At 64.7% G+C, this 18222-nt stretch carries 17 protein-coding genes; 10 read left to right on the plus strand and 7 right to left on the minus strand.

All coding sequences use genetic code 11. The features are described from left to right. Positions 1 to 63: 63 nt before the first annotated feature. On the minus strand, positions 64 to 1623 hold the full coding sequence (locus F7R19_RS06670; protein ID WP_150979745.1) for a methyl-accepting chemotaxis protein: 1560 nt from the start codon (positions 1621 to 1623) through the stop codon (positions 64 to 66). A 399-nt stretch (positions 1624 to 2022) separates the two neighbouring features. Between F7R19_RS06670 and F7R19_RS06675 the strand changes: the two genes are divergently transcribed. The 6 genes from F7R19_RS06675 to F7R19_RS06700 all read left to right on the plus strand — a co-directional run bounded on the left by F7R19_RS06675 (position 2023) and on the right by F7R19_RS06700 (position 9357). Next, complete coding sequence (locus F7R19_RS06675) at positions 2023 to 2676, plus strand: PepSY-associated TM helix domain-containing protein (protein ID WP_150979746.1); 654 nt, start codon at positions 2023 to 2025, stop codon at positions 2674 to 2676. Positions 2677 to 2716: 40 nt separating this feature from the next. After that, on the plus strand, positions 2717 to 3238 hold the full coding sequence (locus tag F7R19_RS06680) for a DUF2271 domain-containing protein (RefSeq protein WP_061953878.1): 522 nt from the start codon (positions 2717 to 2719) through the stop codon (positions 3236 to 3238). 39 nt (positions 3239 to 3277) lie between these two features. Beyond that, positions 3278 to 4102 (plus strand): DUF4198 domain-containing protein, encoded by an 825-nt coding sequence (locus F7R19_RS06685; protein WP_150979747.1) that lies wholly within the window; start codon positions 3278 to 3280, stop codon positions 4100 to 4102. Positions 4103 to 4120: 18 nt separating this feature from the next. Then, the gene (locus F7R19_RS06690) at positions 4121 to 5122 is read left to right on the plus strand and encodes an FAD:protein FMN transferase (protein WP_150979748.1); all 1002 of its coding nucleotides are present in this window, start codon (positions 4121 to 4123) and stop codon (positions 5120 to 5122) included. Further along, a complete protein-coding gene (locus F7R19_RS06695) occupies positions 5119 to 6705 on the plus strand; it encodes a sulfite reductase subunit alpha (protein WP_150979749.1) in 1587 nt (528 codons plus the stop codon). The genes F7R19_RS06690 and F7R19_RS06695 overlap by 4 nt, the downstream gene beginning before the upstream one ends. Before the next feature lie 177 nt (positions 6706 to 6882). After that, positions 6883 to 9357: a penicillin acylase family protein gene (locus F7R19_RS06700; protein WP_223506270.1), complete on the plus strand. Its 2475-nt coding sequence runs from the start codon at positions 6883 to 6885 to the stop codon at positions 9355 to 9357. Between the two features lie 56 nt (positions 9358 to 9413). On the opposite strand, the gene F7R19_RS06705 is transcribed toward F7R19_RS06700, so the two are convergent. Next, positions 9414 to 10055, minus strand: coding sequence for a DUF1109 domain-containing protein (locus F7R19_RS06705; protein WP_150979750.1), 642 nt, complete (start codon positions 10053 to 10055; stop codon positions 9414 to 9416). Continuing rightward, a complete protein-coding gene (locus F7R19_RS06710; protein ID WP_061953867.1) occupies positions 10052 to 10624 on the minus strand; it encodes a sigma-70 family RNA polymerase sigma factor in 573 nt (190 codons plus the stop codon). Before F7R19_RS06710 ends, F7R19_RS06705 begins: the two co-directional genes overlap by 4 nt. Before the next feature lie 259 nt (positions 10625 to 10883). Here F7R19_RS06710 and F7R19_RS06715 point away from each other — a divergent pair, with 259 nt between their 5' ends. The 3 genes from F7R19_RS06715 (at position 10884) to F7R19_RS06725 (ending at position 12715) form a co-directional block, all read left to right on the plus strand. Further along, on the plus strand, positions 10884 to 11216 hold the full coding sequence (locus F7R19_RS06715; protein WP_150979751.1) for a pentapeptide MXKDX repeat protein: 333 nt from the start codon (positions 10884 to 10886) through the stop codon (positions 11214 to 11216). A 76-nt stretch (positions 11217 to 11292) separates the two neighbouring features. Beyond that, the gene (locus F7R19_RS06720) at positions 11293 to 11919 is read left to right on the plus strand and encodes a cytochrome b/b6 domain-containing protein (RefSeq protein WP_150979752.1); all 627 of its coding nucleotides are present in this window, start codon (positions 11293 to 11295) and stop codon (positions 11917 to 11919) included. Positions 11920 to 11938: 19 nt separating this feature from the next. After that, complete coding sequence (locus F7R19_RS06725) at positions 11939 to 12715, plus strand: molybdopterin-dependent oxidoreductase (RefSeq protein WP_150979753.1); 777 nt, start codon at positions 11939 to 11941, stop codon at positions 12713 to 12715. Between the two features lie 51 nt (positions 12716 to 12766). Here F7R19_RS06725 and F7R19_RS06730 read toward each other — a convergent pair whose 3' ends face one another. The 3 genes from F7R19_RS06730 to F7R19_RS06740 are packed head-to-tail and all read right to left on the minus strand — an operon-like array spanning position 12767 to position 16336. Next, entirely contained in the window at positions 12767 to 13375 is a 609-nt protein-coding gene (locus F7R19_RS06730) for a PqiC family protein (protein ID WP_223506268.1), read from the minus strand. Beyond that, the gene (locus F7R19_RS06735; RefSeq protein ID WP_150979754.1) at positions 13372 to 15003 is read right to left on the minus strand and encodes a PqiB family protein; all 1632 of its coding nucleotides are present in this window, start codon (positions 15001 to 15003) and stop codon (positions 13372 to 13374) included. The genes F7R19_RS06730 and F7R19_RS06735 overlap by 4 nt, the downstream gene beginning before the upstream one ends. Continuing rightward, a complete protein-coding gene (locus tag F7R19_RS06740) occupies positions 14987 to 16336 on the minus strand; it encodes a paraquat-inducible protein A (protein ID WP_170292560.1) in 1350 nt (449 codons plus the stop codon). The genes F7R19_RS06735 and F7R19_RS06740 overlap by 17 nt, the downstream gene beginning before the upstream one ends. Positions 16337 to 16559: 223 nt before the next feature. On the opposite strand from F7R19_RS06740, the gene F7R19_RS06745 reads away from it, so the two are divergent. After that, entirely contained in the window at positions 16560 to 17204 is a 645-nt protein-coding gene (locus F7R19_RS06745; RefSeq protein ID WP_150979756.1) for a TetR/AcrR family transcriptional regulator, read from the plus strand. A gap of 16 nt (positions 17205 to 17220) precedes the next feature. Here the strand turns inward: F7R19_RS06745 and F7R19_RS06750 are convergent, their stop codons facing one another. Further along, positions 17221 to 17934, minus strand: a complete 714-nt coding sequence (locus F7R19_RS06750; protein ID WP_061953853.1) for a TetR/AcrR family transcriptional regulator — start codon at positions 17932 to 17934, stop codon at positions 17221 to 17223. Between the last annotated feature and the right edge of the window lie 288 nt (positions 17935 to 18222).

Below are 18222 nucleotides of genomic sequence, written 5' to 3' on the forward strand. Positions count from 1 at the left end.
CTGCGTCGGCGCCGCCGACGGATCGTCCACAGCGGCTGGAGCGGCTATAGCGTTTTACGGCTTCTATAGCGCGCCGGCCAGCCTGAATTGCCCCACGGTGCGATGCAGCGTATTGGCCTGGTCTTCCAGCGACGCCGCGGCGGCCGTGGCTTCTTCCACCAGTGCGGCGTTCTGCTGTGCCATCTGATCCATCTGCGAGACCGCCTGGTTGACCTGCTCGATGCCGCCGGTCTGCTCTTCGGTGGCCGCGCGCATCTCGCCCATCAGGTCGGTCACGCGCTTCACGGCCTCGACGATTTCCTCCATCGCCTTGCCCGCGCCTTCCACCAGCGTTGCGCCGTCTTCCACGCGTTGCGCCGAGTTATCGATCAATCCCTTGATCTCCTTGGCTGCCGTAGCGCTGCGTTGCGCAAGGCTGCGAACCTCGCCGGCCACCACGGCAAAGCCGCGCCCCTGTTCGCCAGCACGCGCCGCCTCCACCGCCGCATTCAGCGCCAGGATGTTGGTCTGGAACGCGATGCCTTCGATCACGCCGATGATGTCGACGACCTTGCCCGACGCCGCCTTGATCTCGCCCATCGTGCCCACAACCTTGCTGACGATTTCGCCGCCGCGCACCGCGATGTCCGAAGCGCCTTCCGCAAGCCGCGCAGCCTGACGTGCATTGTCGGCGCTTTGCCGCACGGTGCTCGTCAGCTCCTCCATGCTGGCGGCGGTCTGTTCCAGCGACGCGGCCTGTTCTTCGCTGCGGCGCGACAGATCGACGTTACCTGCCGCAATCTGACGCGCGGCGCCGGCGATCGAATCGGCCGAACTGCGGATCTGGCCGATGGCCCCCACCAGCCGCGTCTGCATTTGCTGCATGTTGTACAGCACGCTTTCGCTATCGTCGGGCGCGGTGTCTACCCGCATGGCCAGATCGCCGTCGGCAATCCGCGCGGCAATCTCCGATGTCAGCGCCGGTTCGCCGCCAAGCTGCTTGTGCAGGCTGGCCGATACGCGGATCATCACCACGCTCATCAGCGCGCCGACCGCCAGCAGCCAACCCAGCGATTTCCACAGCGCGGCGCGAAACTCGGCCTGGATGTCGTCCATGTACAGCCCGGCGATGAAGTTCCAGTCCCACGGGCGGAAGTTCAGCACGTAGCTCAGCTTCGGTTGCGGCGCCTCGGCGCCCGGCTTCGGCCAGAGGTATTCCACAAAGCCCTTGCCGGTCGTCTTGCCGATCTGCGCGATGTCGCGGAACAGATAGACGCCGTTGGGGTCCTTGGTCTCGCTCATGTTCTTGCCGTTCATTTCCGACTTGATCGGATGCATCAGCACCACGGTGTCCGAGCGCATTACCGTGAAATAACCGTCGGCGCCAAAGCGCATCGCGCGAATGCGATCGAGCGCCTGCTTTTGCGCCTCCTCGCTGCTGAGCTTGCCTGCGCGCGCCATCGCCTCGTATTCGGCAACCACTGAGTTGGCCGTGTCGGTCACCTGCTCCAGGGTCAACTCGCGATCCTGCAGACGCATGTCGCGCATCTGCCATGCGTTCCACAACGTGATTGCCAGCAGGCAGACCCAGCTCAGCACCAATGGCAGCATGAGCTTCTTTCGCAGACTCAGGTTTTGCAACATCCAACTCCTCCGTTTCGGTGATTGACTCGTGGGACGCTTTAACAGTCGTCCTCTGTGAGCGGCCCTAACGGCGGCCGCAATACGAAACTTGATGGAGCGCGGCTTCCAAATTATCGATAGTGGCGCATGCGGCGCTCAGGCTACGGCGTAAGCGCAACAGGCGTCACACGAAGGGGTTGCGTAACGATCCGTAATCGAAACATCGGACCAAACGCACTGCGACCATTACGCCGAGGTTGATATGGCAAATGAGAACGATTATCATCGCTTGGGTTTGGCGGGATTGTGATGCGGTCGCCATGTGCGAGGCCGCGCGAGGCCAGACCAGACCGCCCCAAACGCTTTCCTTTTTTCGCGCAGCAGTGTCCATCGGCACGGCCCGCACGTTGACCCACCCGAATGACCGACACCGCGCCAGCTTCCGGCCAGCAGCGCCGCGCCTTCTGGCTCAAGCATCTGCACCAGTGGCACTGGATCAGTTCCGCAATCTGCCTGATCGGCATGCTGCTGTTTGCCGTTACCGGATTCACGCTCAATCACGCCGGGCAGATCGAGGCCAGGCCGAAGGTGGTTGCGCGTCACGATACCGCGCCACGCGCTGTGATCGACGCGCTGAAACGCGCCGCGCCGGCCGACGCGGCCACGCGCAACCAGAAGGGACCGGTGCCCGCCGCGCTGAGCGACTGGCTGGCGCAAACGGTCGGCGTGGAAGCGGCGGGGCGCGAGGCCGAATGGTCGGCCGACGAAATCTACGTCGGCCTGCCGCGGCCCGGCGGCGATGCGTGGGTCAGCGTGGCGTTCGATACGGGCGAAGTCCAGTACGAGTCCACCTCGCGCGGCTGGATTTCCTATCTCAACGACCTGCATAAGGGCCGCAATACGGGCCGCGCGTGGAGCCTGTTCATCGACGTCTTTGCCGCCGCCTGCCTGATTTTCTGCATCACGGGCCTGTTCCTGTTGAAGCTGCACGCCGCCGGCCGCGTGGCAACGTGGCCGCTGGTCGGCGCGGGACTGGTGGCGCCGCTGCTGCTGGCCATCCTGTTCATCCATTGAACGCATTTCCCTTACATCCATCGAGAAAGGTAGCTCCAAGATGCGCCGACTTCTGACCGTCACCATGACCGGCCTTGCCGCCGCGCCGCTGGCCCCTGCCATGGCCGCCGACCTGAACGTCAAGGTGGAGATTCCCCGCCTGAACGTGGCCGAATATCACCGTCCCTATGTGTCGATGTGGATCGAGCGCGCCGATCAGAGTCCGGTCTCCACGCTGGCCGTCTGGTACGACGCCAAGAACAAGGAAGGCGAAGGCACGAAGTGGCTCAAGGACATGCGCCAGTGGTGGCGCAAGGCCGGGCGCGACATGCAGATGCCTGCGGACGGCGTCTCCGGCGCCACGCGCGCGCCGGGCGAACATGCGCTGACCTTTGCCGACAGCAAGGCGCCGCTGGGCAAGCTGCCCGCCGGCGACTACCAGTTGGTGGTGGAAGCCGCGCGCGAAGTGGGCGGACGCGAACTGGTGCGCGTTCCGTTTGCGTGGCCGCCGAAATCGGCGCAGACCGCGCGCGCCAAGGGCGAACACGAACTGGGCGCCGTCACTGTCGACCTCAAGCCCTGACACTTTCCCGACCGCACTTTGATCACTGGAGTCCCGACGATGACCAAGCCCGTCCGCATTTCCGCACGTCTCGCCATCCTGGCCCTGGCCGCGCTGGCCCCGCTTGCGGCCCATGCGCATCGCCAATGGCTGCTGCCGTCCGCCACCGTGCTGTCCGAAAAAGACGCGTGGGTGACCGTCGACGCCGCGGTGTCCAATGACCTGTTCTACTTCGAGCACGTGCCGATGCGGCTCGATAACCTCGTGGTCACCGGCCCGGACGGCAAGACCACCGTGCGCCCCGAGAACGCGTCCACCGGCAAATACCGCAGCACCTTCGATCTTCACCTTACGCAGCCGGGCACCTATCGCGTAGCCGTGGTCAACAGCGGCGTGTTTGCCAGCTGGAAGGACAACGGCCAGACCAAGCGCTGGCGCGGCGCGGCCAGCGACTTCGCGCAGAACGTGCCGGCCAGCGCGCAGGACCTGCAGGTGACCGAGATCGCCGGCCGTATCGAGTCTTACGTGACCAACGGCCGCCCCACCCGGCAGGTGCTGGAAAGCACCGGCCGCGGCCTGGAACTGGCGCCGATCACCCATCCGAACGATCTGATCGCCGGGGAGGCGTCGAACTTCCGCCTGCTGCTCGACGGCAAGCCGCTGGCCAACCAGGCCGTCTCGGTGGTGCCGGGCGGCATCCGTTATCGCGACCGGCTGGGCGAGATGAGCGCCACCACCGACGCCGACGGCAAGTTCAGCGTCAAATGGCCGAATCCGGGCATGTACTGGATGGAAGCGGAGCTCAAGGACGAGAAGACGTCGATCCCGCAGGCCCGCACGCGCCGGGCCACCTATGCGGTGACTGTCGAAGTGTTGCCGCAGTAAGCGCAGGCAGGCGATTCGATGCAGCGCGTGCTGATTCCCGTTGCGCTTAGTGCGCCGCCGCCGTCCCCCGTCGCGCACGGCGCGCTATGCCAATGGGCCGGCGACACGATGGGGACGACGTGGTCGGTCAGCGCGGTGCTTGCCGCGGGCCAGCGCGCGCAGGACATCGACGCAGGCATTCGCGCGGTGCTTGCGGACGTGATCGCGCAGATGAGCAACTGGTCCGAGACTTCCGATATCACGCGATTCAATCGCGCCGAAGCCGGTAGCTGGATCGCGCTGCCCGACGACTGTTTCGCGGTCGTGCAGGCCGCGCTGCAGGTGGCGCGCGACAGCGGCGGCGCCTACGATCCGTCCGCCGGACCGTTGGTCGATCTCTGGGGCTTCGGGCCGGCCGGCCGTCGCGCCACGGCGCCGTCCCCCGACGACGTGGCGCGCGTGCGGCAGCATTGCGGCTGGCAGCGCCTGGAAATCGATCCGGTGCAGCGCCGGGCGCGCCAGCCCGGCGGCCTGTCGCTCGATCTCTGCGCGATTGCCAAAGGCTTCGCGGTCGACGCCGTATCGCGCTTTCTTGAAGCGCAGGGCGTCGCGCATCATCTGGTGGAAATCGGCGGCGAACTGCGCGGTCAGGGGCTCAAGCCGGACGGCATGCCGTGGTGGGTCGAACTCGAAGCGCCAGCGCCCGATGGCGCCGTCACGCGCACGCTGATTGCGCTGCTGGGCCTGTCGGTGGCGACGTCGGGCGACTATCGCCGCTATGTCGAACACGATGGCCAGCGCTATGCCCATACGATCGATCCGCGTACCGGCTATCCGGCCGCGCATGCGCTGGCGTCGGTCACGGTCATTCATCGCGATTGCATGATGGCCGATGCCTTGTCCACCGCGTTGACCGTGCTCGGCCCGCAGGCGGGCATCGCATTTGCGCGGCGACACGCCTTGGCGGCACGATTCCTGGTGCGCACGCCGCACGGCTTTGAAGAACTGACCACACCGGCATGGGCCGCAATGCTGTCATGACGCGCTGGCTGTGGTGGATCGTTGCGATGGCCGGCGCGGCGCTGGCGATAATCGCGCCGGACCGGCACGCGATGGCCGCATGCGTGGCACTCGCGTATCTCGGCTTTTGCGTGGCCATCGTCGGCGCACACCGCCGCCGTCGCGCCGCGCGCACCGTGCTGGCGTCGCCGGACGATGCCACGCGACCGACGCTGGTGGCCTACGCCAGCCAGACCGGATTTGCCGAGCAACTGGCGCTGCAGACCGCGCGGGCCTTGCAGGGTGCGGGAATGCCGGTGCAATTGCTGTCGTTCGCGGAACTCGACGGCGCGCGGCTGGCCGGCTGCGACCAGGCCTTGTTCGTGGTCAGCACCACCGGCGAAGGCGACGCGCCCGACATGGCGTCCGGCTACGCGCGCCGCCTGCTGGCGGGCGCGCCGCCGCAGGCGTTGCAACGGCTGCGCTACGGTGTCCTGGCGCTTGGCGACAGCAGCTATGCGGGCTTCTGCGCGTTCGGCCACGCGTTGTCGGGCTGGTTGCAGCGCCATCATGCGCAGCCGTTGTTCGACATGGTCGAAGTCGACAATGGCGATCCCGGCGCGCTGCGTCACTGGCAGAATCATCTGGCGGCATTGAGCGGCGGCGCCGAGATCGCCGATTGGGAGCGTCCGCGCTATGGCCGCTGGAAATTGGCCGAGCGACGCCTGCTCAATCCCGGCAGCCAGGGCGATCCGGCCTTTCATCTGGCGCTGACGCCCGCTGATGCGGCGGATTTGTCGTGGCAGGCGGGCGATATTGCCGAGGTCGGCCCCTGCCTGCCGCCCGATGTGGTGGCGCGCCTGCTCGATGCGCTGGGGCTCGACGGCGCGGTGACGGTCCGTTGCGACAGCCGCGTCATGCCGCTGGCGCAGGCGCTGGCCACGCGGCTGCCGCTGCCCGATGCGCACCTCCAGACGATGGCGGGGCTGCCGCCTCAGCAACTGATCGATGCATTGCCTGCGCTGCCGCATCGCGAATATTCGATTGCGTCGTTGCCCGCCGACGGGCGGCTGGAGTTGCTGGTACGCCAGACACGCCGCGACGACGGCTCGTTGGGGCTGGCATCGGGCTGGCTCACGGCGCACGCGCCGGAAGGTGCGGATATTGCGCTGCGCGTGCGCACCAATCGCAGCTTCCACGCGCCGCCCGACGATCGTCCGCTGATTCTGATCGGCAACGGCACCGGCCTGGCGGGTTTGCGCGCGTTGCTAAAAGCGCGCGCCGCGGCCGGTCAGCATCGCAACTGGCTGCTGTTTGGCGAGCGATCGGCCGCCCATGACGATTTCCATGGCGCGGAACTACAGGCGTGGCGCGCGCAAGGCGTGCTGCAGCGCATGGACCGCGCGTGGTCGCGCGATGGCGGCGCGCCGCACTATGTGCAGGACGCGGTCGAGGCCCAAGGCGCGGTCATTGCCGACTGGGTGGCGCAGGGCGCGGCGATCTATGTCTGCGGCAGCCTGCAAGGGATGGCCGGCGGCGTGCACGCGGCACTGTCGCGCGTGCTGGGCGAAACGCGGCTGCAGGCGATGATCGAATCGGGACACTACCGCCGCGACGTCTACTGACGCGCCCCGGCGCGTGGGCCGCATGAGCAGCGGCATGCGACGCCGTATCGAGCTATCGCGCGCGTTCCCGGCGAGCGGCCACCAGCGCTGCCAACGCCCGTTTATGCGGCGGCGCAGGATCGCCTCGTGCGTAACATTCCGTTATCCTCGCAAGTCAGATTCAGACGAGGAGATCCGATGTTCCGCACCCCCCAGGCTGTTCGCGCGCCCCGTTCCCATTCCTCGCGTTGGCCGCGCGCCGCGCTTGTCGCGGGCTGCCTGGCCGCGGCGCTCGCCACGTCCGCGCAGGCGGCAGGCGCCGAGAAGTACGCAGTGCCCGGGCTGGAAAAGCCGGCCACTGTGCTGGTGGACCGCTGGGGCGTGCCGCACATCTACGCCAATACGCTTTATGACGCGTTCTACGTGCAGGGTTTCATGGCCGCGCGCGACCGTCTGTGGCAGATCGACCTGTGGCGCAAGCGCGGACTCGGCGAGATGGCGAAGGACTTCGGGCCGGCCTATGTCGAAGGCGACCGCATGGCCCGCGCCGTGCTGTTCCGCGGCGACATGTATCGCGAATGGCTGGCCTACGGATCGGACGCCAAGCGCGTGGCGGAGGCCTTCGTCGCGGGGGTGAATGCCTACGTGGCACAGGTGGAGGCACGCCCGGAGCTGCTGCCGCCCGAGTTCAGGATGCTGAACTACAAGCCGTCGCGCTGGCGCGCCGAGGATATCGTGCGGATCCGCCATCACGGCCTGACACTGAATATGACCGGCGAAATCGATCGCGCGCAGATCTTCTGCTACGTCAAGCCCAATGCCGTGCGCGCCGACTGGGTGCGCCGCGAACTCGACCCGCCGGTCGAGCCGAAATTGTCCGAAGGGCTCGATCCCTGCGCCGTGCCCGCCGCCGAATTGCGCAAGGCCTACGATCTGGCTACCGCCGCGCCGCGTTTTCCGAAGGAATGGTGGTCTCCCGGCAACACCGGCAAGGCGGAGAACATTCCCGTCGACCGTTTGTATGCGACCGTCGATGCGGCCAGCGATACGGCGCGCAGCCTGGGATCGAACAACTGGGTCATCGCCGGCAGCCGCACCGCCACGGGACGTCCCATCCTGGCCAACGATCCGCACCGTGCTCACGGCGCGCCGAGCCTGCGCTATATCAGCCATCTGAACGCGCCGGGTTTGTCGGTGATCGGCGCGGGCGAGCCGTTTCTGCCGGGCATCTCGATTGGCCACAACGGCACGATCGCATTCGGCCTGACGCGCTTCTATATGGATCAGGAAGATCTGTATATCTACGAGACCAATCCCGCGCAGCCGCACGAATATAAATACAAGGGCCGCTGGGAGCCGATGGAGACCATTACCGAGCAGATTGCCGTGCGCGGCGAATCGACGCCGCGCAAGGTCACCATCGATTTCACGCGCCACGGGCCGGTGTTGTATGCCGACGCCAAGACCAATCGCAGCTATGCGCTGCGCGCGGCGTGGCTCGATTACGGCATGGCGCCGTATTTCGGCTCGATGGACTATATGCGCGCGCAAAACTGGGATCAGTTCCGTGCCGCGATGAATCGCTGGGGCGCACCGGGCGAAAACCAGGTCTATGCGGACCGCTTTGGCAATATCGGCTGGATTCCAGGCGGCTTGACGGTCAATCGCCCGAACTGGGACGGCCTGACCCCGGTGCCCGGCGATGGCCGATATGAATGGGCCGGTTATCGCAATATGGACGAACTGCCGTGGGCCTTCAATCCGGCGCCGGGCTATGTGGTCACCGCCAACGAAAACAATATCCCGCCCAATCACCCGGCCGCGAAAATCGGCGTGGGCTATGAATGGAGCGACAGTTCGCGCGCGCGACGCCTCAAGGCGCTGGTGGCGGCCAACGCGCGCAGCACGCTCGAAGATTCGATGGCGTGGCAGAACGACACGGTGTCGCTGCCGGCACAGCGCGTGGTGGCGCTGCTCAAGCCGCTGAACAGCAGCGATGCGCAGGTGCAGCGCGGGCTGGACCTGTTGCGTAACTGGGATGGCAACGAACGCGCCGACAGCGCGCCGGCGGCGCTGTTCGAGGTGTGGTTCAGCAAATATCTGCGTACGGCCGTCGTGCGCGCCGCGTTGTCGCCGGAAGGGGCGCGCCTGGTTGGCGCGGGCGACGCCAGCCGCGTGATCGCCGTGCTGGAGCGGCCCGATTCATGGATGACGGTCGACAAGCGCAACGACATCATGATGGGCACGCTGAAGTCCGCCATGGTGGAACTGGAAAAGAAACTCGGCAACGATCCGAAAGGCTGGCAATGGGGCAAGCTGCATACGGCGGTGTTCGAGCATCCGCTGCATGCGATTCTGGACGCCAACGCGCGCCAGCAATATGACGTCAACGCGGGGCCGATTGGCGGATCGTCATTTACGCCGATGAATACCAGCTATCGCAATAGCGATTTCCAGCTGACGGCCGGGGCGTCGTTCCGCATGGTGCTGGATGTGGGTAACTGGGATGGGTCGCGCGTGGTCAACACGCCGGGACAGTCCGGCAACCCCGCCAGTGCGCATTATCGCGATCTGGCGCCGTTGTGGGCGCGCGGCGAGTATTTTCCGCTGGTGTATTCGCGCAAGGCCGTGGAAAAGGAAAGCCGCGAGAAAGTGGAGCTGATACCGCAGTAATTGCCGCAGGGACCGGTTGGCACGCCAGACTTAATCGTGCACAACCGGCCTGCCGATTACCACCGAAGCAGACGCGGCCCCCACAGCGCCCCAATGGCGGTGGGCACCAGCATGCCGAGGACGTACCACACCCCCCAGAACGCCACGCCCATTTCCGGGCAGTGCAGGCAGTAGACCAGCGTGGCGACGGCGCCGGACAGCAGGCCGCCCACGGCGCCGGTCAGCCGCAGCCGGGTCGGCGCGAGCCCGCGCAATGCCCAGAAGACCGCGATGAATACGGGGGCCGACAGCATGGCAATCGCGAACGGGCAGACGCGCCAGGTTTGTCCCAGCACCGCTGCAACGCGCTCGCCGGCCGGTGTTTCCGCCAGCACATAGGCCGCGCCAATCCACACGGCAACGAACGGTGCCGATATCCCCGGCCAGCCTGGTCCGGTGGGCATGCCGGGCCGCGCCAGCCGCGTCACCATCGACAAGGCGCCCAGCAGCAACGACAGCGGCAGGGCCACCTTGGCCCAGAACAGCGGAGTGGTGGCGACTTCGGCCAGGTCGGCGCGTAAATGCAGTGTGGCCGCCAGCAGCAGGATCGCCGCTGCCGCACCGATCGCGATGGCCATACCAAAGCGGCGGCCGACCACGTGCCGGTCGACTGGCGCGACGCCAGTGGCAAGCATGGAAATCAGGTCGTCGGTCTTCATCGTGTTCCTCGAATTTTTGCAGCGAGCGCTTTCAGCCCGCGATGCACCCCCACCTTTACCGCCGACTCCGACATGCCGGTCATCTGCGCGGCCTCGCTGACCGATAGTCCTTCCAGCTTCACGTACACGATCGGCAGGCGCTGTCGATCGGGCAACTGGTTTAGCAGCAGGTTCAGGTCACGCTTGGCCTGCGCCGGCTCCAGGTCGGGCGCTGCTGCCACATCCATTGCGGCGTCGAGCGGATCGTTCAGCGCATCGTGCCGCCCGTGCGCGCGGAAATGATCGGCAAGCTTGTACCGGGCAATCGCGTGCACCCAGGCCGTCAGGGGCTGGCCCGGCAGGTAGGTGTGGCGCGCATTGTGGACGGCCAGCAGCACTTCCTGGGTCAGGTCCTCGACATCGCCGGCCTGCTGCGGGAGCCGGTGACGGAAATAGCCGCGCAGCATCGCGGACAACTCGGTCAGGAATTGCCCATAGGCCTCCTGGTTCCCCGCCAAGCCGCCTGTAAACAGGCCGAGCAGGCGGTACTCCCGCTGTTTCAGCACGTCCTGTTCTACAGTTCGTTCCATCGGTCGCGTTGGTTACACCGGCTACGTTGATTTGCGCGAATTCTACGCCGCGATGGCCGTCGTGTGTGTTGCAAGGCGCTTCGCAGCCGGCGCGTGACGGAAAAAATATTCGGGCGCTGTAACCGGATGCGCATCCACGTCGAATTTCCTCTCAGACGCACACATTCCGTGTGAATCTGGTGCCGGCCCTTAAGCGGCGCGGCGCAATGTTTCGTCGACCGGGACGGTCCCGGTTCAACAAGGTAACGAGGAGTCGAAAATGATCAAGACTGTAATTGCCGCGGTGTCCGTAATGTTCCTGATGGGTGGCACGGCAGCATTCGCCCAGACCGGCGGCTCGATGGCGAAGGATTCGATGGCGAAGGACAGCATGTCGAAGGACTCGATGTCCAAGGACGGTATGTCGAAGGATGCGATGTCGAAGGACGGCATGGCAAAGGACGGCATGGCAAAGGACAGCATGGCAAAGGACGGCATGGCGAAGGACAACATGGCGAAGGACAGCATGTCCAAGGACAAGATGGCCAAGCCGAAGTCCCACGACAAGATGGGCAAGGAAGGCGATGCCATGTCGGGCGGAATGAGCAAGTAACGCTGGGCAATCTCGGCCAGGCATCGTTGCGGTAAAACGCCGCGGTGCCCGGCCCTCGGAAATTGAGGAGGGCGAAATGGCACTCTCGCATGACGCAATCAACGCTGGCGTCGCCCCACGCAAGATCCAGCCGGGCTGGGTGCGCGTCTCGCACTGGCTCAATGCGCTGGCGGCCCTGGTGATGATGCTGTCCGGCTGGCGCATCTACAACGCCTCGCCCGTGTTTCCACCATTTCGCTTTCCCGGCGATATCACGCTTGGGGGATGGCTGGGCGGGGCGCTGCAGTGGCACTTCGCGGCCATGTGGCTGCTGTTCTTCAACGGGATCTTTTATCTGGCGATGAATCTGGCCACGGGCCGCTTTGCGCGCAAGTTCTTTCCCCTGCGACCGCGTGCCGTGTTCGATGACCTGCTTGCAGCACTGCGCGGCCGCTTGTCTCACGCCGATCTCAGTCATTACAACGCGGTGCAGAAGCTGGCCTATCTAGGGGTGATAGTGGTGCTGCTGGTGCTTGTGTTGTCCGGTATCGCGATCTGGAAGCCCGTGCAGTTTCCGCTGCTGCGCGAGATGATGGGTGGCTACGACTTCGCGCGCGTGGTTCATTTCTGCGCGATGACGCTGCTCGCCGTCTTTGTCGTGGTGCATGTGGTCATGGTGGCGTTGGTGCCGCGCAGCCTGCTGACGATGATCCGCGGACGTTGACCCAAATGGAGCATGAGTCGTGAATCCCAAATCTTCCCGATCCATCGTCGTTGACCGTCAGTCGCTGGCCATCGACGTGCGGCGCGAACTCGACGCGCCTTCGCGGCGCCTGTTTGGCAAGCGCATCCTGACCCTTGGCGGCCTGGCCATGCTGACCGGTTGCAGCCTCACCGACGAAGCTTCGGTGGAAACGTTTTTATCGCGCGTGTCGCGCATGAACGATCGCGTGCAGGCGTGGCTATTCGACCCGAACCGGCTGGCCCCGACCTACACCGAGGCGGACATCACGCGGCCATTCCCGTTCAATGCGTTCTACGGTATCGACGAGGTCACCGTGGTGAACGGCGACGACTTCCGGCTCAAGGTCGGCGGGCTGGTGCAGGAAAAGAAAAGCTGGACGCTGGACGAGCTGTACGCGTTGCCCCATGCCGAGCAGATCACGCGCCATATCTGCGTGGAAGGCTGGAGCGCGATCGGGCGCTGGGGCGGCACGCCGTTTGCCGGGTTCCTGAAACGCATTGGCGCCGATACCACGGCCCGGTATGTGGGATTTCGATGTGCCGACGACTACTACGAAAGCATCGACATGGCGACGGCACTTCATCCGCAGACCTTGTTGACCTTCACTTACGATGGCGAGCGTCTTCCGCCGAAGTACGGCTTCCCGATGAAGCTGCGGATGCCGACCAAGCTTGGCTACAAGAATCCCAAGCACATCATGGAAATGTTCGTGACCAATACCTTTCCGGGCGGCTATTGGGTAGATCAGGGTTACAACTGGTTCGGAGGGTCCTGAGGCTCTGTGGTCAGACCCGCCCTGGACATCAACGAGCCCCGCGCTTCTTGTCTAACGCTCAAGGGCCAGCATGCTGGATGCTATGTCGGCCGCTGTTACGGCAAGGATTTGTCGATATGCATCCACCACGCCATCCACTTGCCCCGGCGCAGACACCTCGGCTTCGGTGCGGCCACTCAGGATCTTGCCGTCCGGTAGCCGCCTGACGGTCCAGGCGATGGTGGCCGCGGCTTGCTTTCCCACGTCGGCGTCAAGCATTACCACCTCGGCTGTCACCCGTACGGCCGGCGTGGTGGCCGGCAGGCCGTGCTGGTAGATATCGACCGCATCAAGACTCGATTGCAAATGCTGCGACAGGGCATCGCGAAGCTCGTCCGGCAATGGAGACGTCCAGCGAGACGTGTCGAGCAACTTGACGCCGCCGCCAGAGCCGTCGCGCACCATCAACTGAGCGCGATTCATGCGCTCGGGTACACGCACTGGCATGACCTCGATCCATCGTGGCGCGAGAGTCCGGCTAATTCCCGCTGGTACGGTGGTTGCCGTGTCGGATGAACCGGCCGCCAATGTGTAATAGCGCGGCTCCGGCGACGCGCAGCCGTTGATCATGACTGTCGCCGCGAGGATCAGCGGAACGAGCATGCTCTGACGCATCATCATTTATCTTCCTTTTTCCCTTGCAGGAGCGCTTCGGGATGCCGCTCCAGATAGTCGGTGAGCATGCGCAGCGACGCGGCAGTTCGGGTGAGTTCCTGCATCATCCGCCGCGTGTCCTGCTGCAGTGATGCATCGGGCGCCAGCGCACCATTCGCGGTGGCGAGCGTACGGCGCGCATCCTGTAGCGCCGCCAGCACCGCTGGCGCCACGTCGCCATTGACCTGCGCCACGAGCTTGTCAGCGTTGGCCAGCATCTTGTTCATCGACACCATCGCCGTTCGCGCGTCCTGTCCGATCTGTTCGAACGGGACTTTGCCGATCCGGGTCACGATGTCACCCAGCTTGGCTTGCAGTTCGTCGAAGGTGCCAGGCGTGGTGGGAAGTTGCGGCGGCGATGCGTTCAGGTCGAGCTCATCGGGCAGCGGCGCTTTCGGAAAGAAATCGAGTGCCACGTATAACTGGCCGGTCAGCAGGTTTCCGGTGCGCAATTGCGCGCGCATGCCGCGCTGTACCAGGCTGTGCACGATGGCGAGCTTGCGCGTATCGTCGGCCACGTCTTTTTCGCGCAGGCCCATGCGGGACGGATAGAGTTCGACCACCACGGGCATGCGGAAAGCCTTCTTGTCACGCTGGTATTCGATACCGATCGAGCGCACCTGCCCGACGGTCACACCGCGGAAATCGACGGGCGCACCTGGAGACAGACCACGCACCGACTGATCGAAATTGAGGACTGCCAAGGCAGGCGCAAGCTCATCCGGTTCCTTCATGGCTTCGGACTGGTCCGCCGCCAGCAGGAATTCGGTGTTCTCTGCGGCCGCGGTGTGCGCAGTCGAGTGCTCCGGCGCCTGGAACGCCACGCCGCCGAGCATCACCGTGACCAGCGACTGCGTGGAGAGCTTCAGCCCATTGGCATCGAGCTTGAGGTCGACGCCGCTGGCGTGCCAGAAGCGCGTATCGCCGCAGACGAGTTCGTCATAGGGCTTGTTGATGAAGACCCGCAACGTGATGTCGCGGCCGTTCGGGTCGAGCTGATAGGCCACGACATGGCCGACGGGGACGCGACGATAGTAGACCGGTGAGCCGATGTCGAGCGAGCCGAGATCTTGTGCGCGCAACACAAACTGCCTGCCCGAAGCATCGGTGGTGATCACGGGTGGAACTTCCAGCCCGGTGAAACTATGCGTGACCACGGTGGATTTGCCCGCGTCCACGCCGATATATGCGCCGGATAGCAGCGTCTCCAGCCCCGAGACGCCGCTGATGGCAAAGCGTGGCCGTACCACCCAGAAACGTGTATCGGACACGGCGAAGGATTTTGCATCCTTTGTAAGCGCAATCGTCGCAATCACATGAGAACGGTCTGCTGCAAGCCGCGCTGTCTTGACTACGCCGATCTCGACATCCTTGTAGCGCACTGGTGTTTTGCCGGGCGTCAGCCCTTCAGCGGTGCGAAATGTGACCGTGATCTCGGGCCCGCGCGACGCAAGCGTGCTGATGAGCAGCGAAAGTCCGACCACTGCGGCCACGATGGGAATCAACCAGACCAGCGAAGGCAGCCAGCGCGCCGGCGGCCTGCGGACCGGCTCGGGTATCGATTGCGGCGCGTCGGGGTTAATGTGTTCGGGCATGTTCGGCTTGCGAGAGATCGATTGGCTGAGGCGACGCGTTCAGGTTGTCCCATAGCAGTCGGGGATCGAAGCTGAGCGATGCGAGCATGGTGAGCACGACGACCGCGGCAAAGGCCAGCGCTCCGGCCCCTGGTGTGATGGTGGCCAGCGACCCGGCGCGTACCAAAGAGGCGAGCAGTGCGACAACGAAGACATCGAGCATGGACCATCGGCCGATGAGTTCGACCACCGCGTAGAGCCGGGTCTGCTCACGTAGGCGCCAGGTCGAGCGGAGGCGCACCGTGAGCAACAGCAGCGTCAGGATCATCATCTTGAGCAGCGGCACGATCACGCTGGCAATCAGCACAATTAAGGACAGCATGTGTGAGCCCGACAGCCACAGGTAGATCACGCCCGACAGGATGGTGTCGTGCTGGGTGCCGAAGATCGACTGCGTCACCATGATCGGCAGCAGATTGGCCGGGATATAGAGCAGATAGGCAGAGAGCAGGAAGGCCCCGGCGCGCGCCATGCTGGCCGGCTTGCGATGGTGCAGGGTTGCGCCGCAGCGTGGGCAGGGCGTCCCTTCCAGCACCATCGGGCTGGGCAGCTCGCAAGCATGGCAAGCCAGCAGTCCCTGCGCGGTCGCGGTCGGGTAGTGCGACCGCGGTGCGCTCATGACGCGGTTGCGGGGAGCCGCCGGCACGTCATGCGTGATGTCCGCATCGAGGTGGCGCCAGAGGTCGCGCGGTGGAAACGACAGGATCGCGGCAAGCACTGCCACCAGCGCACCGAATGACCAGAGCGCGACGCCCGGCAGCACCTGCGCGACGGTCGATAGTTTTACCAGTGTGACGAGCACGCCGATCATGAACACCTCGATCATGCCCCACGGCCGGATAAGCAGAATGGCGCGTGCGATGTGGTGGAACGTGCGCGGCATGCGGCGCTGGGCCATCGGCACAAGCAGGAAGCCCATCATCAACAGCTCGCCCAGGGGCAGCAGCAAAGTTGTGGCGAATACGAGCAGGGCCACCGCTGTCATGTCATCGGCGTAGAGCACCTGTATCGCACCCCATAGGGTGGTCTCCATGCGCGTGCCCTTGAGGTCCATGGCGACGATCGGGAACATGTTGGAGATCAGCATCAGGATCACCGCCGTCACGACGAGCGGCAGCAGGCGGCGGTGGGCCCGCGTACTGTCGCGATACAGCTGTGCCCCGCAGCGCAGACAAATGGCCCGTTCACCGGCCTGCAGTGCCGCGCGGACATGAAGTGCGTCGCAATGCTCGCACGCGATCAGCAGATCCGGATGCTGGCCAGGAGGCAGCGAAAGCAAATGGGGGTGATGCACGGCCGGGAGTCCACCGAGGAGCAGATGAAGTCCGGCATTCTGCTACATAATGACTAAATTGTCATCATGACAGTATGTATTCTTCAAGATTGGTGGCGCACACAATGCGCGGCCCGCGCTGTGCCATAATCGCCCGTCGCATAAGCTTCTCTTACTGAAGATGCCCTCCGATCCTGAAATCCAAGACCATCGTCCACGTGTTGCGGCTGAACGGCGCGCGCGCATGCGCAGGCGTCTTATCGAAAGCGCGATGATCGTTTTCGCGCAGCGGGGCATTGGGTCCAGTGCGATCCCGGAAGTTATCGCGGCGGCCGGTGTCTCGCAGGGCTCTTTCTACAACTACTTCCGCACCAACGATGATCTGTTGGCGGCCGTCAGCGACGCACTCAGCCACGACATGGTGGAAATGATCGAGGGCGTCGTGGCGGATGTCGACGATCCGGCGTTGCGTGTCGCTACAGCCGGCCGGCTATATCTGCACCTGGTGCGTGCCTATCCCGTCGTCGCGCGCTTTCTCGCCGCCACGGGTTTCAGTCTCGTCGGAAAGAAAAGCGCGATATACGAACAACTGCCAGCCGATATCAAGGATGGCGTGAAGCGTGGCGCGTTCGACGCGGACGCCGCTGACATAGGGCTGGACTTGGCGACGGGCGCGGCGCTCATCGCCGTGCAGCGCATGGCGAAAGGCAGAACGGCCAAGGATTACCCCGAACGCATCGTTCGCGCAGTGTTGAAATCGCTCGGTGTACCGGCAGCGAGCGCTGCAAAGTTGATCGCGGCGCCTCTGCCGAAGCTTGTCGCGCCACCGGAATCCCTCCTCAAGACGGCGCAGCAGAAGCTCGCCGCCCTGGCCGAAGCCGTCAGCTAGCGATCCCGCGCCGCGTCTAAGGCGCGTCGTTGATCGCGGCGCCGAGCATGTCCCCAAATAGTTCGAGGTTGGCATTGAGCGGCGAGCTGGATATGGCGTCAGCCGTAGCGCTCTCCACGCCCAGTGCGCGCAATGCCACGGCCGCGGCCAGTTCGGAAAAATCATCGCTGCACTCGCTCTCCAGCATGCGGTGCATCGCGCTCATTGCGGCGCCGGTAACGATATTGAACGCCAGCGCGATCGGCATGCGCGTGAAGCGATTGCGGCGCACCCCATCCTCGAGATCCCGGCGCACGAATTCCAGCATGCTCGGCGCCTGCCAACCCGACCATCCGAAGCGCCCCAGGATTCCGGCCACACCCGGCTGGTGTACCGCCAGCATCGAGGCCAGGCGTATGCCGCGGGCGATGTGCTCGGCAGGATCGTCATGGCTGCGCACAATGGGGTCTATCGCTCGAATCCACTGCTCGGCCATCCTGCCTATCAGTTCACGCATGATCGCTTCGGACGACGGAAAGTACTTGTAGAACGTTCCGCGCGACACCTGCGCCAGGCAGATGATGTCGTCGATCGACGGTGACGGGTTGCGATGCTCCATCAGCAACCGCAACGTACTGCCCAGTAACAGCGAGCGCATGCGCTGCCGCCGCTTGGCTGCCACGCGCTGACGATGGTCGGCCACCTCCCACAGCTCGCCTGCAGCGGCAAATCCCTTCTCTATCGCGGTCATTGATCGGTTCTCTCCTCATGGGCGGGCGGATCGGCACGGCCGCGCGCCTTCTTCGCCTCACACGCGCGACTGTCGATGTCGCCTCAGTCACACCATCTAAATATATAACATGTCATCCTGACTATTGCGGCATTATGATGTATATTTCGAGCGCTTGGGAAAGCTCGAATACCCCAAGCAGGCCTGCTGTCACTCACGCCCGGAACGAGTCCGTTGCATTGGCTCGATGGCGCGAACCGCTGATGACGCGCAGGCGAGTGACGGACCTACTGGAGCGTAGAAATTGAA

It is taken from the genome of Cupriavidus pauculus, assembly GCF_008801835.1.
GTDB lineage: Bacteria > Pseudomonadota > Gammaproteobacteria > Burkholderiales > Burkholderiaceae > Cupriavidus > Cupriavidus pauculus.